This is a genomic window from Bradyrhizobium sp. LeoB3 (assembly GCF_055456055.1).
The window spans coordinates 1-15,404 of the sequence record NZ_JBVBEF010000137.1; the positions used below are offsets into that span (position 1 = coordinate 1).

A 15,404-nucleotide genomic window follows, 5' to 3' on the forward strand; every position below is an offset into this window, starting at 1 on the left:
AGGACAATGGAATTTCCTCTTTACGTGTCACGATCAAAACAAGACGCCGCCTCCCTCCGGAGGCGGCGTTTTTGTTTCGAGCTCGCGGTCGCTTGGGATCGTCACAGAAGGGTACGCCTCCGGTGAAGGCCGCCTTGCCGAATGCGGCGTGTTGTTGAGAACTGTGCCTATGGACAGTGATAGGCGCAGTGCCCAAGTCGAACGGCTTGAGGTGGTAGAGACCGGTCGGCGGCGGCGCTGGTCCGAGAACGAGAAGCTCAAGATCGTCCTGGAGAGCTTACAGGCGCCACGCCAAGTCGCGGCAACTGCGCGGCGGTATGTCTTCCAGTCAGTGACGGATGACATACGCCGTCTGCTCCCGTCGAGCGAAGAGGCGGCCGATGCCGGTTGCTATTTCGGTTCGGCCAACTCGCTGGCTAGTGGCTGCAATGCCCTCGTCATATCGTCGAGGCGCTTTTGCCATTCGGCGCCGGGCATGAAAGCGAGCACCGGAGCATCCCCGGGTGAGCTCTTTACGTAGTCCGGATCACCGAGGCTCTCGCCAATCGCGGCCTCCAGCTTTTTCGCGATATCATCGGGAGCCCCCTTTGGCAGCGCAAAGCCGCGTTCCGCGGTCATGATGACAGGGACGCCGGCTTCCTCGGCTGTCGGAACACCCGGCAATGAGGGAGAGCGGGCCCTCGACAGGATTGCGACGGCTCTGAGTTCTCCGTTGTTGGTGCCGTGCAGTTCGGTAACTTCGCTCAGGCTAACCATTCCGATATCCAGATGGCCACCCAGGACGTCGGTCCTCTGCGCCGCCGTGCCGCGATAGGAAATCTCGTTCGGCTCTACGCCGGCGGCCTTCGCGAGCATGCGGATGGCCAAATGGCCGTTCGTGCCGGCGCCATTATGACCGAAGGTGACGGAACCGGGCTTCTTGCGCAACGCGTCGAGCACGCTTGCGAGGGTGGTGAACGGGCTGTCATTGCGAACGACAATCACGCTGGGATCGTCGACCACGCGCGCGACCAGGCGGATTTCGTCCATGCTGTACTGGGTCTTCCTCGTCATCGGCAGGAAGTTGTAGCCGGGCACGTTGACTACACCCATCGCGTAGGCGTCGGGAGCGGCGCGCGCAATCGCGGCGAACGCGATCTCTCCGCCTGCACCGGGCTTGTTGAGAACGACAAACCTCGCGTTCCCGCCGAGTCTCTTTTCGACGAAGGGAAGCAGCTTGCGGGCCATCACGTCGGTTCCGCCACCAGCGGCGAAGCCAACGACAACCTCGACGGGCTTGTCGTCGGGCCATGCTGCCCACGCCGCTCCCGAAGCGGTCAAGCCAATCATCAGTATTGTGGTTCGAACCTTCCTGAACATGAAGGCTATCCTCTCGTTCCTCGTAGCAAACAATTTGCGGCTATCCTGCTGTGACCCACGGGGTGTCGGCCCTCGGCAATCCCTCCCCATACTATCGATGCGAGGCCATAGCTCGTCCCGCGACAATCAATCCATTGATCAGGCCATGCGATCTAGATTGCTACGGGTACAGACGATGAGATGCCACGCCTGACGCACGATGAAGGCTGCCATCAGACAGACTTGCGTATTGAGGGCGGCGAGAGAAGGGGTTAGGTCGCGGAAGCTCCGAGCGGCGGTTTTGCAGCTGCCGCTTGGAACGTGGCTCTTTCCACGACGTCGAGAGGTCAGGACTTCTTCATCAGCGAACACTTGCTTTGTTCGCGAGGAATGTTGGCGTCCTCGGCCGGGATGGTTGCGACGACGTCATAAAAGTCCCACGGTCCCCTGGACTGTTCCACAGTCTTTGCTCGCAGCAGATAGTAATCATGGATGTGCATGCCGTCCTCGCGAACATACCCCTTCTCCGAGAAGAAATCATTCACAGGCAACGAACGGAATTTTGCGAGCACGGCGGCTGTCTCGAGCGTTCCGGCGGCTTCGACGGTCTTCAGGTAGTGCATGGTTGCCGAGTACATTCCGGCCTGAACCATGGTCGGCATACGCCCAATCTTGTCGAAGAACCGCTTCCCGAAGGCGCGCGACGCGTCATTCCGATTCCAGTAGAATGCCTCTGACGTGTACAGACCCTGCATGTTGGGAAGACCGACCGCCTTGGCATCCGTGATCTGGAACAGCAAGGCAGCGACCCGCATCTTGCTTTTCAGGCCGAGCAGGCCGAACTCGTGAGCCTGCATGAGCGAGTTGGTGGTATCACCGCTGGCGTTGGCGAGAGCCAGCACGTTGGCGCTCGAGTTCTGGGCCTGGAGCAGGAACGAAGAGAAGTCGCTGGTGTTGAACGGGTGCCGCACTGACCCGACGACTTTTCCGCCGGACTCCTTGAGCACGGCAGACGCATCGGCTTCGAAGGCTTGTCCGAAGGCATAGTCGGCCGTCAGGAAGAACCATTCGTTTCCGCCCTGTCCCATCAATGCCTTCGCGGTGCTGCGCGCCAGTGTGTAGGTATTGTAGGTCCACTGGAAGGTGTTAGGAGAGCATTTCTCGTTTGTGATGGCGGATGCGCCGGCCGACGATACGATCATCATCTTGTTCTTGTCCCGAACCAGATCGGCGAGAGCCAGCGCGACCGCAGAGTTTCCGATATCGAGAATGACGTCGACATTTTCCGTGTCGAACCACCGCCTGGCGATGCCCGACGCGATGTCCGTCTTGTTCTGATGATCGGCGAAAACCAGTTCGATCGGCCGTCCGAGCAACTTGCCGCCGAAGTCGGCGATCGCCATTTTGACGACTTCAACGGCCGCAGGCCCCGCGGCGTCAGCATATTGGCCCGACTGATCGTTGAGCACGCCTAGCTTGACCGGCTTCGAGGCAGGCGCCTGCGCATGAGCCGAAGCAAGGCCTAGAAAAACCACCAGCGATGCCAGCACATGTCTCATTTTTTTCTCCCTTTGGAATTTTTGATTGCTTGAAGTCTCGATTGGTTTGGCGAGGCTATCCGCGCGACGGAAGTTCTATTCGGCCGCCTCGCGATATCGCTCCAACCCGTCCAGGCTTTCTCCATTGGCGCGAAGGGCTCCACCCCACTTGGCAAGCCACCATGCATATTGTTCGGGCCATTTCTCGAAATTGCCGGTCAACCCGAAATGTTCTGCGGCGTGGAGAGCCCAGAACGGATTGAACAGCATCTGGCGGGCAATGAAGATGAGGTCGGCACGACCATCCTGCAGAATCTTCTCCGCAAAATCTGGAGTTCGGATCATGCCGACCGCGCCGGTCGCAATACCGGCGTCGTGGCGAATCCGTTCGGCAAACGGCACCTGGTAGCCTGGACCGCGACCGAGATTGGCGTTGGTCGATCCGGCTCGAAGATTGCCGCCCGTCGAACAGTCGACCAGATCGACGCCCAATTCCTTCAATTTGCAGGAGAAGATGACGCTGTCGTCGATTTCCCAGCCACCGTCGATCCAGTCCGTGGCAGAGATACGCACGAAGAGAGGTGTTGCCGAGGGGAGCGCGGCCCTCACGGCGCGCGTTACTTCGAGCGGAAACCGCATACGGTTTTCGAGGCTGCCGCCATATTCGTCGGTGCGGAAATTGGCGAGCGGCGACAGGAACGATTGCAACAGATAGCCGTGAGCCATGTGAAGCTCGATGACGTCGAACCCCGCCAGTAGGGCCCGGCGAGCCGTCGCGACGAATGCATCGCGGACGCCGGCGAGACCTTCCTTCGTGAGGGGAACAGGGGTCTGGAAGCCATCAGAGAATGGGACATCCGATGGGCCCGTGGGCACCCAGGTTTCCTCTCCCATTTCGATGTCGCGGTCGGTCAAATGGCTGTTGCCCCGGAACGCGCGCTGCTGGCTGGATTTTCGTCCGCCGTGATTGATCTGGATTGCTGCTTTTGCGCCATGCGATTTGATGACGTGAACAATCTGGCGCATGCCGTCGATCTGGCCGTCCTCCCACAGCCCGGGATCACCGTTGGTGATGCGCCCCTTCCGGCTGACCGAAGTCTGCTCGACGAAGACGAGCCCGGCTCCCCCCATGGCGAACTTGCCATAGTGAACCAGATGGAAGGGTGTGATGTAGCCGTTTTCGGCCGAATACATCCCCATCGGCGAGACGACGATCCGGTTGCTGAGCTCGACGCCACGGAATGCAGTGCTTTCAAACAGCTTGATCATCTTGATCTTCCTCTGAACTAGCGGACCGGGAAATTCGCGCCACGATGTTCGTCTTTGCCGCGCATGGAGTGCTCGTCGTCACGCTTGTGCAATGGCGCCGGAGTCGCGCAACGCATCGATCTCGCTGCTGGACAGGCCGAGATATTCCGACAGGACCTCGCCGTTGTGCTGACCGAGACGCGCGGATGGGATGTATTGCGGCACTGCCGTATCGTGGAGCACCAGCGGGCTGCGATGAACGAGAATGTCGCCGTATTCCGGATGCTCGATTTCGCGCAACATGCCCCGGGCGTGGAGGTGATTGTCCTCGGTCACCTCACGCAAGTCACGAACCGCGGCGCATGGCACCCTGTTGGCACGGCAAAGCTCGGTGATCTCATTGCGCGTGAGCCGCGTGGACCACTCGGACACGATCTGGTCCGTAAGATCGATGTGCTTCAGGCGGTCGAGCACCGTCTTGAAACGCGCATCATCGGCGAGCTCCGGCCGTCCCATCGCGCGCGTCAACCCGATCCAATGAGATTCGTTGACACTGATGATGGCGACATGCCCATCGGACGCTGGATAAACATTGTAGGGCGCCTCCGCGAGTCCTCCGTGACGGTTGCCAGTGCGAGGGGCGGCCGCCTTGCGGTTAAAGACATCGGCCAGATTCGAGGCCATCGCCGGATAGACGGTCTCGACCATCGCGATCTCGACCAGCCGACCGCGGCCGCTTTTTTCCCGATCGTAAAGCGCGGTGAGGATGCCGGCGTACAGGTGAACACCGCTGATGAAGTCGGTGATGGCCGGACCCGCCTTGACCGGGGGACCATCGGCAAAGCCGGTCACGCTCATGATGCCTGATACCGCCTGGACAGTCAGGTCCATCGCCAGATTATCCCGATCGGGACCCGACAAGCCGTAGCCGGTGGCCGAGCCGTAGATCAGCCGCGGATTGATGGCGCTTAGAGCGGAATAGCCGACGCCCAATCGATCGAGCACCCCCGGCGCGTAGTTCTCGATCAGCACGTCGGCCTTTGCCGCGAGCTCCTTCAGGACCCTGACCCCGGCCGGCGACTTCAGGTTCAGACTGATGTTACGCTTGTTGGCATTGAGCATCGCGAACGGGACGGCGTTGCCCTTGCTGATGCGGGCGCGATGACGCACCGGCTCGCCGTTCGGCGGTTCGACCTTGATGACGGTCGCTCCGGCCTGCGCCATCAGGAAGCCGGCGTACGGACCCTGATACACCTGACCGAGGTCGATGACGATCACGCCGTCGAGCGGCAACTTTTTGTTGTTGTCCAAGGCTTCCTCGGGTGTTGTCAGAAGTTGTAGAGCCGCGACGGATTGGCGATCAGGATCTTTCGACGGGTGGCTTCATCGGGGACGCATTCGTGCAGCAGTCGAAGCAGATCCTGAAGATCGGGAAGCGTTTCGGCGCTGTGGCCCACATGGGGCCAATCGCTGCCCCACACGACCTGATCGGGCGCGGCCTGAACGATGGCGCGCATGAAGGGCGCCGTGTCCGCATAGGGACGGCCGATACGCGTGTTGCGGTCTGCACCCGAAATCTTGGTCCAGTAGCGGCCGGTCTTCAGCCGTTCGGTGAAGGCGCGAAAGTCGGGGTGCTCGTGCCCCTTGTCGGCCATGGTCCGCGACATGTGGTCGATCACATAGTTGAGCGGCAGCTTCTCAAGCTCGGGTGCGGCGGCGGCCAGATCCGAGCTCTCGATCCAAAGCTGGGCGTGCCAGCCTCGTTCCGCTATACGAGGGGCGAGCTTGCCCAGATCGTCGTAGCTCGTGCCGAGTGTCGAGACCGGCTTGCCGTCCTGCCGGATCATGGTGACGCGCACCGCCTTGAAGCCGGCGTCGGTGAGTTCATCAAGCCGCCGATCCGAGACGTCGGGCCGCAAGATCGCCACGGCACGAAGCCTGTCAGGGTAGCGACGCAGCGCGTCATAAGTGACGGCGTTGTCCTCTCCCGAACCCACTGCATGGACGATGACGCCACGCGTGATGCCGAGTTTGTTCCAGATGGCAAAAGCGTCTTCGATCGTGAACGGCTGCGCGGCGGTAAAGCGTCCCTCGTTGCCGGGCGGAAAGCGATCGAAGGGGCCGTAGATGTGAAAGTGACAATCGCAGCTGCCTTCGGGCAATCGATAGTCCATTTAAGCATATCCCTGTTCGGTCTTGGAGGTGAGAGCCCGGGGCAGGTGCGCCAACCTCGTTGCCGATGGTGGGCTTGGCCAACATCCCCAGTCAGACGTGAACGCGATGGTTGATCTTCAAGAGAATGGTCGCCAGGAGGTTCGTCTTGGCGGCGGGAAGCCCGAGCAGCGACCGGTCGAACCGGACGACATCAGTTGATCACGGCAGACAAATTTATTCGCGGCTTCATGACGCCTCCCTGCAAGCGCGCTCCACCTGGGTGGGGCGTTTTTCTTTTTTTGAACGGCTGTGACGCCGCGGCCTTGGCGGCCGCGGAGAACACTAGGGGCCGCGCGTCGCCGAGTCCACTGGGTTACATATATGTGGTTCTATTTCTATATATATGGAAAAAGGTTGCGGCTGAGGTCCAGAGGCACTAGATTGCTGAACGCTTCGAATTTGAATTCAGGCCTACTAAGGTGCCAATGAATCGGATTTTTCTCCACGTATGTGTAAATGACAAATTCCAGCATAAAGTCGGCCAAGCGGATATTCGAAGTCCTTGAGTACTTCGAGGACGTGAAACGACCGATCTCGCTGAAGGAAGTCGCGACGAAGTGCGACTATCCAACATCCAGTGCCGCAGCCTTGCTGAAGAGCATGGCGATGCTGGGATATCTGTTCTACGACAGTTACAATCGCACCTACATGCCGACGATGCGCATCGCCCAGATGGGCCGGTGGCTGGACACCGGGCTGTTCGGCGACAGCGCCATCCTTGCGTTGGTCGACTTTGTCCATGAGAAACTGGACGAGCTGGTCAGCATCAGCACGCAGTCCGATTTGCATGCTCAATACATTCACAGTCTGCAAACCAGCAAGCGCCTGCGGTTCGAAGTCAAGCCCGGCGACGTCCGACCGCTTGCGATCAGCGGAATTGGGCGCACGTTGCTCAGCGGTCATACCGACGTCGAGATTGCCCGGCTGCTGCGCCGCATAAATGCCGTTTGCCCTCCGGAAGAACACTTCGAACTGAATGCGCTGATGAAGATCATCAACGGCATTAGGCGCGACGGCTACATGTTTTCCAAACACATCATCGTTCAGGACGCCGGGGTGATTGCCGTCCTGTTGCCGAAGCGCGACTTCGGGCGCCACCTGGTCCTTGGCGTCGGCGGGCCGGTATCACGTCTCGAAGAGCGGCAGGACGAAATCCTGGCCTGTATTCGCGAAGGCATCGCGCGGTTTCTGACGTAACGTCTGTCGTTCGTTCTACTCCCCAAGTCGGCGAAAGGGACCTTTAGCGGTACTCGGGCCATCAACCAGTATTTTCCTGATCGCAGACGATATCTGAAGCACCGCACCAGTGCGCGGGATCGAACAGAAGGGAGGGGCGTTCAATGCTCTAGCTTCGCACGCCCGACATCAATTCCCCGTCCTACTGACTATCGGCAGTGTCGGGCGGAGAATAGGTGAGAGCCAAAAGAAGGCCGTTTCGATTTAGTATACGTCTGCTCAGTTGATTGATTCCGATACTTGTCCGAACGTGTCGAACGCAAGCTGGACCTGTTCGGAACGTGGTCGCCTATCTATTCCGCACAGCCTTCCGAAAGTCCGGCTTTCGTTTCTGCAAGAATGCATCGACTCCTTCGGCAAATTCGCGGCTGCCGAACGCTACTCCTTGTGCGAAGGCTTCTGCGCTGAAAAACTCCTCGACTGTTCCATAGGCACCGTTCAGCAACGTCTTGGTCAAGCCGAGGGACGTCGCTGGGCCGGCTGCCAGATCATTGGCAAGCGATATCGCATCTTCCATCAGGTTCGCGGCTGGTGCCACCCGCTTGGCGATACCTATCGATACAGCTTCGGTAGGCTCGACGCGACGGTTCGTCAGAAGGATGTCCTTTGCCCGAGAAGATCCGATTGCTCGTGGCAGCGTCAATGCAAGACCGAGATCGGGGGCTGCGCCAAGACCGGGGAAGGCCGCCCGAAAATAGCTCTTATCGGAAACGAGAACGATGTCGCAGAGTAATGCGAGCGAAAAGCCTGCGCCTGCAGCTGCGCCGTTGACGGCAGCCACAATCGGCTTTTCTGCCGTCAGGAGCCGCTTGGCCCAAGAATGGGTGATCTGCATCCGCTTTCGGACACTGGGAGCTTCGCGTTCGCCCATGTTGTTGATGTCTCCGCCCGCGCAGAAGGCATCGCCGGTGCCCGTGATGACCAGGCAGCGGATAGTCTCGTCGCCGAGCAGTTCGGGAATTCCGGTTTCCAGCTTCTGTTTGACGCGGGGCTCGAGCGCATTCCGTGTGGCGGGACTGTTGAGCCGCACCACGACAACGTCGTCGTGACGTTCGAATATGACGGCTTCTCCGTCCTGCGTCTGATTGGACATCTTCCGGTCTCCATCCCTATCGCAATCATCTTGTCTTCTATAGCATCCCTCCAGATTTGCGAAATTCATTTTCGCAGTGATATGATCCCAACGACAGGGAACGGAGAAGAACAATGAATCTTACGGCGGGTCTCCGCAAATCGGCGTCTTTCAGGGGCGGACAGACGGCGCTGGTTTCTGGGGAGCTTTGCCTGACCCACGCCGAGGTGGTGGACCGAATTTCCCGGCTGTCGGCCTCGTTTCGCAAGCTCGGTGTCAAACCTGAAGAGCGCGTCGCGATCCTCGCCACCAATGGCAATCATTATATCGAATGCTATTTCGCGGCATTGTGGGCGGGAGGCATCGCCGTGCCGGTCAACTCGCGCTTTTCCATTGCCGAGATGGTCGAGCAGGTCAGGGACGCAGAACCGTTGCTGCTTGTCTGTGACGGCGTGTTCCTTGAGCATGCGGCGCAGCTTAAGGAGGCCTGTCCGTCCTTGCGCGGGCTCGTGGTGGCGTCCGGAGCGAGCGGCTTGCCGCGTGCATATGATTACGAAGCGCTGATCGCGGAATCCGCGCCTTGCGAGGATGCGCTCAGAGGCGGTGACGATCTGGCCTGCATTTTCTATACGGGCGGAACCACCGGCAAGGCCAAGGGCGTCATGCTGAGCCACCGTAATCTCTGGGTCAATGCCATCGTGACCTCGATGAGTTTCGGCTTTGATGAGACGACCGTCGCCCTTCACTCAGGGCCGCTGTTTCATCTGGGCGCCGGGGCGCGGGTCTACACGACGTCGCTGATGGGTGGAAAACATGTCGTTATTCCCCGCTTCACGCCATCCGACGTGCTGGAGGCCATCGCCCGGAACAAGGTGACCGTCGCGACATTCGTTCCAACCATGCTCGGTATGATCCTGCAATTGCCCGATCTCGACAGATACGACCTGTCCAGCCTGAAGCTGATCACCTACGGCGCTTCGCCGATGCCCGAGGCTGTGCTCAGCGAGTGTCTTCGCCGCTTTCCGGGAATTCGCTTCGCGCAGTCATACGGGATGACGGAACTGTCGCCGGTTGCGACAATCCTCCAGCCTGAAGATCATCTGCCGTCTGCGCCACGGCGCCGCCTGCGGTCGGCCGGTCGGCCCATCGTCTCTGCGGAGGTGCGTATCGCGGATGCGGACGATCGGGACATGAAGCCCGGCGAGGTTGGAGAGATCCAGGTGCGCGGTCCCATGGTCATGATGGGCTACTGGCGCCAGCCGGAGCTCACGGTAAAAGCGTTGAAGGGCGGCTGGATGCACACCGGAGATTCCGGCTATTTCGACGAGGACGGCTATCTCTACGTCTCGGATCGCATCAAGGATATGATTATCACGGGTGGTGAGAACGTCTACTCGATCGAGGTCGAGAATGCCGTCGGGTCGCACCCCGGGGTCCTGCAATGTGCCGTCGTCGGCATTCCGCATCCGAAATGGGGGGAGGCCGTGCACGCCGTTGTCGTCTTGCGTCCGGGAACGTCACTGTCGGCCGCCGAGATCAGCGCGCATTGCCGAACGATCATTGCGGACTACAAATGTCCGCGTAGCGTCGAATTCCGGGACGATCCGCTGCCACTATCGAGCGCCAACAAGGTCAACAAGGAAGTGTTGCGCAAGCCGTACTGGGAGGGGCACGCACGTCGCGTAAGTTGACGACGCGTCGTGCCTGCGAAGTCTCAGGCGCCGAGCGAGGCGCTGATCTTTCTCGCCGCACCGGCGATGGCAGGGCCATATTCATGGTCGAGCTGGTCGTGTGAGACCAGATAGGCTGGTCCGCCGAAGCTCAACGCATAGACGGTTCCGCCGCCCGGTGGAATGATAGCTGCCCCGACCGCATTGATGTCCTTACGCCACTCGCCAGCCGACGTGCAGAAACCCCGTTCGTCAATTTCGCGGATTGAGCGTTCGATCGAATTCTCAATGCTTCGCCACTCGCTTCCGTGTTGCTTGCGAATCTCGGACAGGATCTTGCCGCGCTCTTCATCCTTGATGGCCGCGAGGTAGGCCTTTCCTATCGCGGTGATCGCCATTGGTACGCGCGACCCCGACGGCAATCGCAGGCCAACCAAGCCGTGCCCCTCGCAGGTCTCGACGTTCAGGATCATCAGCTGGTCGCGCGTGCCGAGCGCCACATGTAGATTGTTGGTCTCCGCCAGCTCCGTCATGATGGGCCGCGCGATATTGCGAACATCCAAATTCGCTAGTGCAGCATAGCTCAGCGATATGGCACGACCGCCCAGTTGATAGGTCGTTGATCGCGCGTCGTAGGCGAGATAGCCGAGCTGCGTCAATGTGTGCGTGATCCGGGAGATGGTCGGCTTCGGAAGGCCGGTCCGTTCCGCAAGTTCCTGGTTGCCGAGCGCCCGATCGCCGGCGCGAAACGCACTGAGGACGTCGAGACCGCGCGCAAGCGCGGACACGAAGAGCCGGCCGCCGGCATCGTCAGCTTCGGATTCAGTGGATCGTGGACGTCTGGTCGCGCGCTGCAATTGCTGCTTGGCCATGCGCTGTCTGGCCTTGGCGTCGCCACCTGACGGCTTGCCTGCCGCCTTTGTCGATCCAGCCGGGCTGGCGCTACCAGTCCGGGGGTCTCGTTTCTTGCTCGTCATTTTCAACTCCAGCGGCACATCACCGTCGAATGTGCCTTGTCCCGAATGGCTTGTTCTGCAAACCGTTCGCTTCGTCAACTCCGCAAATGCGAAAATCGATTTCGCATATTGTCTTCGTTGGACGTCGATGGCAAGTTCGTCGCAAGCCAACAGGAAACGCCGACCATGACAATTGACCCCCAAGCACTGCGCAACTGGCCCATTCCCACCATCGAGCAGACCTACACGGAGCGCGATACGATGCTCTATGCCCTGGGTGTCGGTCTGGGCTCGGATCCGCTCGATGCGCGTCAGTTGCAGTATGTCTATGAGGATGGCCTCAAGGTTTTGCCGTCGATGGCCGTGGTGCTGGGATATCCTGGCTTCTGGATCGGAGATTCCAGAACCGGTGCCGACTGGCGCAAGGTGCTGCATGGTGAGCAGGGCTTTGAGATATTCAAGCCTTTGCCCGCGAAGGGCTCGGTGATCGGGCGTTCGCGCGTGACCGGCCTCGTCGACAAGGGGGCCGACAAGGGCGCGGTGCTGCTGTCCGAGCGCGATGTGCTCGATCAGGCATCCGGCGAACTGCTGTGTCGGCTGACGTCCACGACGATGCTCCGCGGCGACGGCGGCTTCGGCGGGCCATCAGCTCCGTTGCCGGCGCCGCATCCCGTGCCGGAACGGGCCGCAGACATTGTGTCCAGCATCAAGACGCTGCCGCAGGCCGCCCTGATCTATCGTCTGTCGGGCGACTATAACCCTCTCCATGCGGATCCGTCGGTCGCGAAACGGGGCGGCTTCGAAAAGCCGATCCTGCACGGCCTTTGCACATTCGGGGTGGTGTGCCGTGCACTGGCTGACATGGTCTGCGATGGCGAGCCGACACGGTTGACGAAGATGCAGGTTCGCTTCAGCTCACCGGTCTATCCCGGCGAGACGATCGTCACCGAAGCCTGGAATGACGGCGTTGGCGAGGTCTCGTTCCGCGCCAAGGTCGCCGAGCGTAACATCGTCGTCATCAACAATGGCCGTGCAGGTGTCGCTCCGGCATAAGCAGTTCAGATGCTCCGGCCTGATTTCTGCCAATAGGGGTCGCGCAGCCTCCGCTTGAAGATCTTGCCGGAGTCCTCGCGTGGGAGCGAGGACATGATCTCGAAATATTTGGGCACCTTGTAGTTCGAGAGCATGGATCTCAGGCCGGCGCGGATTTCATTCAGGTCGGGAGTCGTGTCGGCGATGGGCTGAATGACCGCCATAAGCGCCTCGCCGAATTCGTCGTCCGGAATACCAAACACGGCGCAATCGTGGACGCCTCGGAGCGACTGCAATGCAGCTTCGATTTCGGCAGGATAGATGTTGACGCCGCCGGAAATCACCATGTCGCGCTTGCGATCGGAGATAAAGACGTAGCCATCCTGATCGATATAGCCGACGTCACCGCTGGTGATGAGGCCGTCGCGTTCGATCTCGCGGCGGCGTTCGGGCTGATTCTGATAAGTGAAATCGGGATTATAGCTGGTTCTGCTGTAGATTTCGCCGACTTCGCCGGCGGACAGCCATCCGTCCTTGCCGTTCGAAAATCTCAATTCGCATCCGTCGAGAACGCGGCCGACTGTACCGGGCTTGCGCCGGGCCTCATCGGGCGTCGCGAAGGTAACAGCGCCGGATTCGGTGCTACCGTAATATTCGTAGATCACCGGTCCCCACCAGTCGAGCATCTGTCGCTTCACGTCGGGCGGGCAGGGGGCTGCCGCGTGAACGACGTGACGTAGCGAAGACAGGTCGTATTTGGCGCGCACGGACTGAGGCAGCCGCAATAGTCGCACGAACATCGTCGGCACCATCAGCGCGCAGTCGATCCGCTCTTTTTCGATCAATGCGAGCATTGATTCGGCCTCGAAGCGCGGCATCAGCACCAGTGCGCCGCCAAGACGCCCGGCGCGGAGCGCGAATGCGTTCGGGGCAGAATGATAAAGCGGGCCCGGGAGGAGGGCGCGAGTACCCGGCCTCAGCCCATAGACAGTCTCACGTACCCGCTCGTTCGTCTTGACCTGGTCCGGAGACGGCGGATCGCGTCGAACGCCTTTGGGATGTCCTGTCGTGCCCGACGTGTAGATCATGCTGGCAGGAGCCGGCATCGACGGCCCGTCATAGGGCTTCTGCTCGGCAAGCCAGACCTCGAAGTCCTCGCCCGCCGACGACGTGGTCTCGACGCCGAAACTGGTCGCGATCTCCTGCGGCACATCGACACGGAACTGGCGCACACGATAGGGAATAGCGTCGCCCAACGCCTGCAGCAGATCCGCATGCCCTACCAGGACGCCGGCTCCGGTGTCGCCAACAACGTAAGCAACTTCTTCCGGCTTGAAACGCCAGTTAATCGGCACCGCATACCCGCCGATCAGCATGACGGCGTAAGTGACTTCAATAAAAACCGGATCGTTGCGCATCAGAATGCAGACGCAATCGCCAGGCCGGATGCCCAGTCTGTGCAGGCCGCCGGCGATACGCCGTACTCGTTCCCCGACGACGTCGAACTGGCGTGAGCGCGTGCCGCTGATCAGGCCGTCTGTCGTGCCCATCCTCGTTACCTCCCCAATGCTTGGCTTCACGAGGCCGGTTGCAGCGACCTTGCGACGAGTTCGCGCATGATCTCATTGGAGCCGCCGTAGATCCGCCGAACCCTCGCATCTGCGTAGGCGCGCGTAATCGGATACTCCAGCATGTAGCCGTAGCCGCCATGCATCTGGACGCATTGGTCCACCACGCGGCATTCCAGTTCGGTCGACCAGTATTTGCACATCGCCGCAGCCTCGATGCTCAGACTGCTCTGCAGATGCAGTTCCATGCATTTGTCGAGAAAGACACGGCCGATCTGAACTTCCGTCTTCATTTCGGCGAGCCGGAACCGGTTGTGCTGGAAGTCCGCCAATGGTTTGCCGAACGCCTCGCGGCGGTGGGTATAATCGATCGTCGATTCAATCGCCGCTTCCGCTCCCGCGATCGCCGTGATTGCGACCAGCAGGCGCTCCTGGGGAAGCTCGCTCATGAGATAGCGGAAGCCACGCCCTTCCTCGCCGAGCAGGTTTTCCGCGGGCACCTGGACGTTGTCGAAGAACAATTCGGACGTATCCTGCGCCTTCATACCCAGCTTTTCGAGGTTTCGTCCGCGCGAAAAGCCGACGCTGTTGCCTTCAACCAGAAGCAGGCTGATGCCTTTGGATCCGCCGCGCGGGTCGGTCTTGCAGGCGAGGATGACGAGGTCGGCGAGCTGGCCGTTGGTGATGAAGGTCTTCGAACCGTTCACCACGAAGCCGCTGCCATCGCGAATCGCCGTGGTGCGAATGGCCTGAAGGTCGCTTCCCGCGCCGGGCTCGGTCATTGCGATTGCCGCAACGGTCTCTCCCGACGCCATGCGAGGCAGCCACTTCTGGCGTTGCGCTTCGCTGCCGTGATGAAGAATGTAGAAGGCCGCAATGTCCGAGTGGACGCGAAAGCCCGGACCATTGAAGACGGCGCGCGAAAGCTCCTCGGTCACGATCGCGCTATGCAGGAAGTCGCCATCGCCGCCGCCATACTGCGCGGGGATCGAGGTGCAGAGCAGGCCGGCCTCGCCGGCGCGACGCCACAGGTTGCGGTCGACGACACCGTCCTTTTCCCATTGCGCGTGAAACGGCGCGATCTCGCGCTCGATGAACTTTTTTACCGTGGCGCGGAAAAGCTGATGGTCCGGCGTGTAGATCGTCTGCGGAATAGTCATTTCGACCTTGCGTCTCATTTGCGAAATTGATTTTCGCAAAATTGACATTTGCGGTCCTGCATGGCAAGCCCATTGCAAGCAGGAAATCCGAAGAGCGATTTTTTGCAACAAGGAGGATACGAATGCCGGAGTCTATGCGCGCACGCCCGAAGCCGACGCCGGAGACCCAGCATTTCTGGGATGGCGCCAAGGCGGGCGAACTCCGCTTGCAGCGCTGCGATGCCTGCGCGCATGTCTATTTCCCGCCGCGCCCGTTCTGCCCGTCCTGCGCCTCGCGCAAGGTCAGCGTGTTCAGGGCGAGCGGCAAGGGCACACTCTACAGCTACGTCATCAATCACCGTCCCGCTGCGCCCGGCTTCACGCCGCCTTACG

The 15,404-nt window shown here is 60.4% G+C and carries 13 protein-coding genes and 1 pseudogene; 4 read left to right on the forward strand and 10 right to left on the reverse strand.

Annotated elements, in window-relative coordinates:
- Positions 1 to 390: 390 nt before the first annotated feature.
- The 5 genes from ACZXDY_RS41275 to ACZXDY_RS41295 form a co-directional block, all read right to left on the reverse strand.
- Complete coding sequence (locus tag ACZXDY_RS41275; protein ID WP_464349438.1) at positions 391 to 1,359, reverse strand: tripartite tricarboxylate transporter substrate binding protein; 969 nt, start codon at positions 1,357 to 1,359, stop codon at positions 391 to 393.
- 326 nt (positions 1,360 to 1,685) lie between these two features.
- Positions 1,686 to 2,897, reverse strand: a complete 1,212-nt coding sequence (locus ACZXDY_RS41280) for an ABC transporter substrate-binding protein (protein ID WP_464349439.1) — start codon at positions 2,895 to 2,897, stop codon at positions 1,686 to 1,688.
- Positions 2,898 to 2,972: 75 nt separating this feature from the next.
- Positions 2,973 to 4,145 carry an NADH:flavin oxidoreductase/NADH oxidase gene (locus ACZXDY_RS41285; protein WP_464349440.1) on the reverse strand — a complete coding sequence of 391 codons (1,173 nt, stop codon included), beginning with the start codon at positions 4,143 to 4,145 and terminating at the stop codon, positions 2,973 to 2,975.
- A 78-nt stretch (positions 4,146 to 4,223) separates the two neighbouring features.
- Positions 4,224 to 5,435, reverse strand: coding sequence for a CaiB/BaiF CoA transferase family protein (locus tag ACZXDY_RS41290; protein WP_464349441.1), 1,212 nt, complete (start codon positions 5,433 to 5,435; stop codon positions 4,224 to 4,226).
- Positions 5,436 to 5,452: 17 nt separating this feature from the next.
- A complete protein-coding gene (locus ACZXDY_RS41295; RefSeq protein WP_464349442.1) occupies positions 5,453 to 6,298 on the reverse strand; it encodes an amidohydrolase family protein in 846 nt (281 codons plus the stop codon).
- 496 nt (positions 6,299 to 6,794) lie between these two features.
- On the opposite strand from ACZXDY_RS41295, the gene ACZXDY_RS41300 reads away from it, so the two are divergent.
- The gene (locus ACZXDY_RS41300; RefSeq protein ID WP_028169281.1) at positions 6,795 to 7,535 is read left to right on the forward strand and encodes an IclR family transcriptional regulator; all 741 of its coding nucleotides are present in this window, start codon (positions 6,795 to 6,797) and stop codon (positions 7,533 to 7,535) included.
- Positions 7,536 to 7,863: 328 nt separating this feature from the next.
- Here ACZXDY_RS41300 and ACZXDY_RS41305 read toward each other — a convergent pair whose 3' ends face one another.
- Positions 7,864 to 8,667 carry an enoyl-CoA hydratase/isomerase family protein gene (locus tag ACZXDY_RS41305; protein WP_464349443.1) on the reverse strand — a complete coding sequence of 268 codons (804 nt, stop codon included), beginning with the start codon at positions 8,665 to 8,667 and terminating at the stop codon, positions 7,864 to 7,866.
- A 113-nt stretch (positions 8,668 to 8,780) separates the two neighbouring features.
- On the opposite strand from ACZXDY_RS41305, the gene ACZXDY_RS41310 reads away from it, so the two are divergent.
- Positions 8,781 to 10,337, forward strand: coding sequence for a long-chain-fatty-acid--CoA ligase (locus ACZXDY_RS41310; RefSeq protein ID WP_464349444.1), 1,557 nt, complete (start codon positions 8,781 to 8,783; stop codon positions 10,335 to 10,337).
- A gap of 23 nt (positions 10,338 to 10,360) precedes the next feature.
- Here ACZXDY_RS41310 and ACZXDY_RS41315 read toward each other — a convergent pair whose 3' ends face one another.
- Both ACZXDY_RS41315 and ACZXDY_RS41320 read right to left on the reverse strand, forming a co-directional pair.
- Positions 10,361 to 10,975 carry an IclR family transcriptional regulator gene (locus ACZXDY_RS41315; RefSeq protein WP_456646675.1) on the reverse strand — a complete coding sequence of 205 codons (615 nt, stop codon included), beginning with the start codon at positions 10,973 to 10,975 and terminating at the stop codon, positions 10,361 to 10,363.
- Between the two features lie 30 nt (positions 10,976 to 11,005).
- A pseudogene (locus tag ACZXDY_RS41320) lies at positions 11,006 to 11,293 on the reverse strand (helix-turn-helix domain-containing protein); the annotation flags it as partial.
- 165 nt (positions 11,294 to 11,458) lie between these two features.
- Between ACZXDY_RS41320 and ACZXDY_RS41325 the strand changes: the two are divergent.
- Positions 11,459 to 12,325 carry a MaoC/PaaZ C-terminal domain-containing protein gene (locus ACZXDY_RS41325; protein WP_464349445.1) on the forward strand — a complete coding sequence of 289 codons (867 nt, stop codon included), beginning with the start codon at positions 11,459 to 11,461 and terminating at the stop codon, positions 12,323 to 12,325.
- A 5-nt stretch (positions 12,326 to 12,330) separates the two neighbouring features.
- Here the strand turns inward: ACZXDY_RS41325 and ACZXDY_RS41330 are convergent, their stop codons facing one another.
- On the reverse strand, positions 12,331 to 13,854 hold the full coding sequence (locus ACZXDY_RS41330; protein ID WP_464349446.1) for an acyl-CoA synthetase: 1,524 nt from the start codon (positions 13,852 to 13,854) through the stop codon (positions 12,331 to 12,333).
- A 26-nt stretch (positions 13,855 to 13,880) separates the two neighbouring features.
- Complete coding sequence (locus ACZXDY_RS41335; protein ID WP_464349447.1) at positions 13,881 to 15,032, reverse strand: acyl-CoA dehydrogenase family protein; 1,152 nt, start codon at positions 15,030 to 15,032, stop codon at positions 13,881 to 13,883.
- A 122-nt stretch (positions 15,033 to 15,154) separates the two neighbouring features.
- On the opposite strand from ACZXDY_RS41335, the gene ACZXDY_RS41340 reads away from it, so the two are divergent.
- Positions 15,155 to 15,404 (forward strand): Zn-ribbon domain-containing OB-fold protein (locus tag ACZXDY_RS41340; RefSeq protein ID WP_464349448.1); only part of this gene is annotated, 250 nt, incomplete at its 3' end.

Coding starts and splice junctions, on each gene's coding strand:
- ACZXDY_RS41330 (WP_464349446.1), bottom strand. CDS start 13,854: ATGGGCACGACAGACGGCCTGATCAGCGGCACGCGCTCACGCCAGTTC.
- ACZXDY_RS41300 (WP_028169281.1), top strand. CDS start 6,795: ATGACAAATTCCAGCATAAAGTCGGCCAAGCGGATATTCGAAGTCCTT.
- ACZXDY_RS41305 (WP_464349443.1), bottom strand. CDS start 8,667: ATGTCCAATCAGACGCAGGACGGAGAAGCCGTCATATTCGAACGTCAC.
- ACZXDY_RS41275 (WP_464349438.1), bottom strand. CDS start 1,359: ATGTTCAGGAAGGTTCGAACCACAATACTGATGATTGGCTTGACCGCT.
- ACZXDY_RS41335 (WP_464349447.1), bottom strand. CDS start 15,032: ATGACTATTCCGCAGACGATCTACACGCCGGACCATCAGCTTTTCCGC.
- ACZXDY_RS41325 (WP_464349445.1), top strand. CDS start 11,459: ATGACAATTGACCCCCAAGCACTGCGCAACTGGCCCATTCCCACCATC.
- ACZXDY_RS41310 (WP_464349444.1), top strand. CDS start 8,781: ATGAATCTTACGGCGGGTCTCCGCAAATCGGCGTCTTTCAGGGGCGGA.
- ACZXDY_RS41280 (WP_464349439.1), bottom strand. CDS start 2,897: ATGAGACATGTGCTGGCATCGCTGGTGGTTTTTCTAGGCCTTGCTTCG.
- ACZXDY_RS41285 (WP_464349440.1), bottom strand. CDS start 4,145: ATGATCAAGCTGTTTGAAAGCACTGCATTCCGTGGCGTCGAGCTCAGC.
- ACZXDY_RS41295 (WP_464349442.1), bottom strand. CDS start 6,298: ATGGACTATCGATTGCCCGAAGGCAGCTGCGATTGTCACTTTCACATC.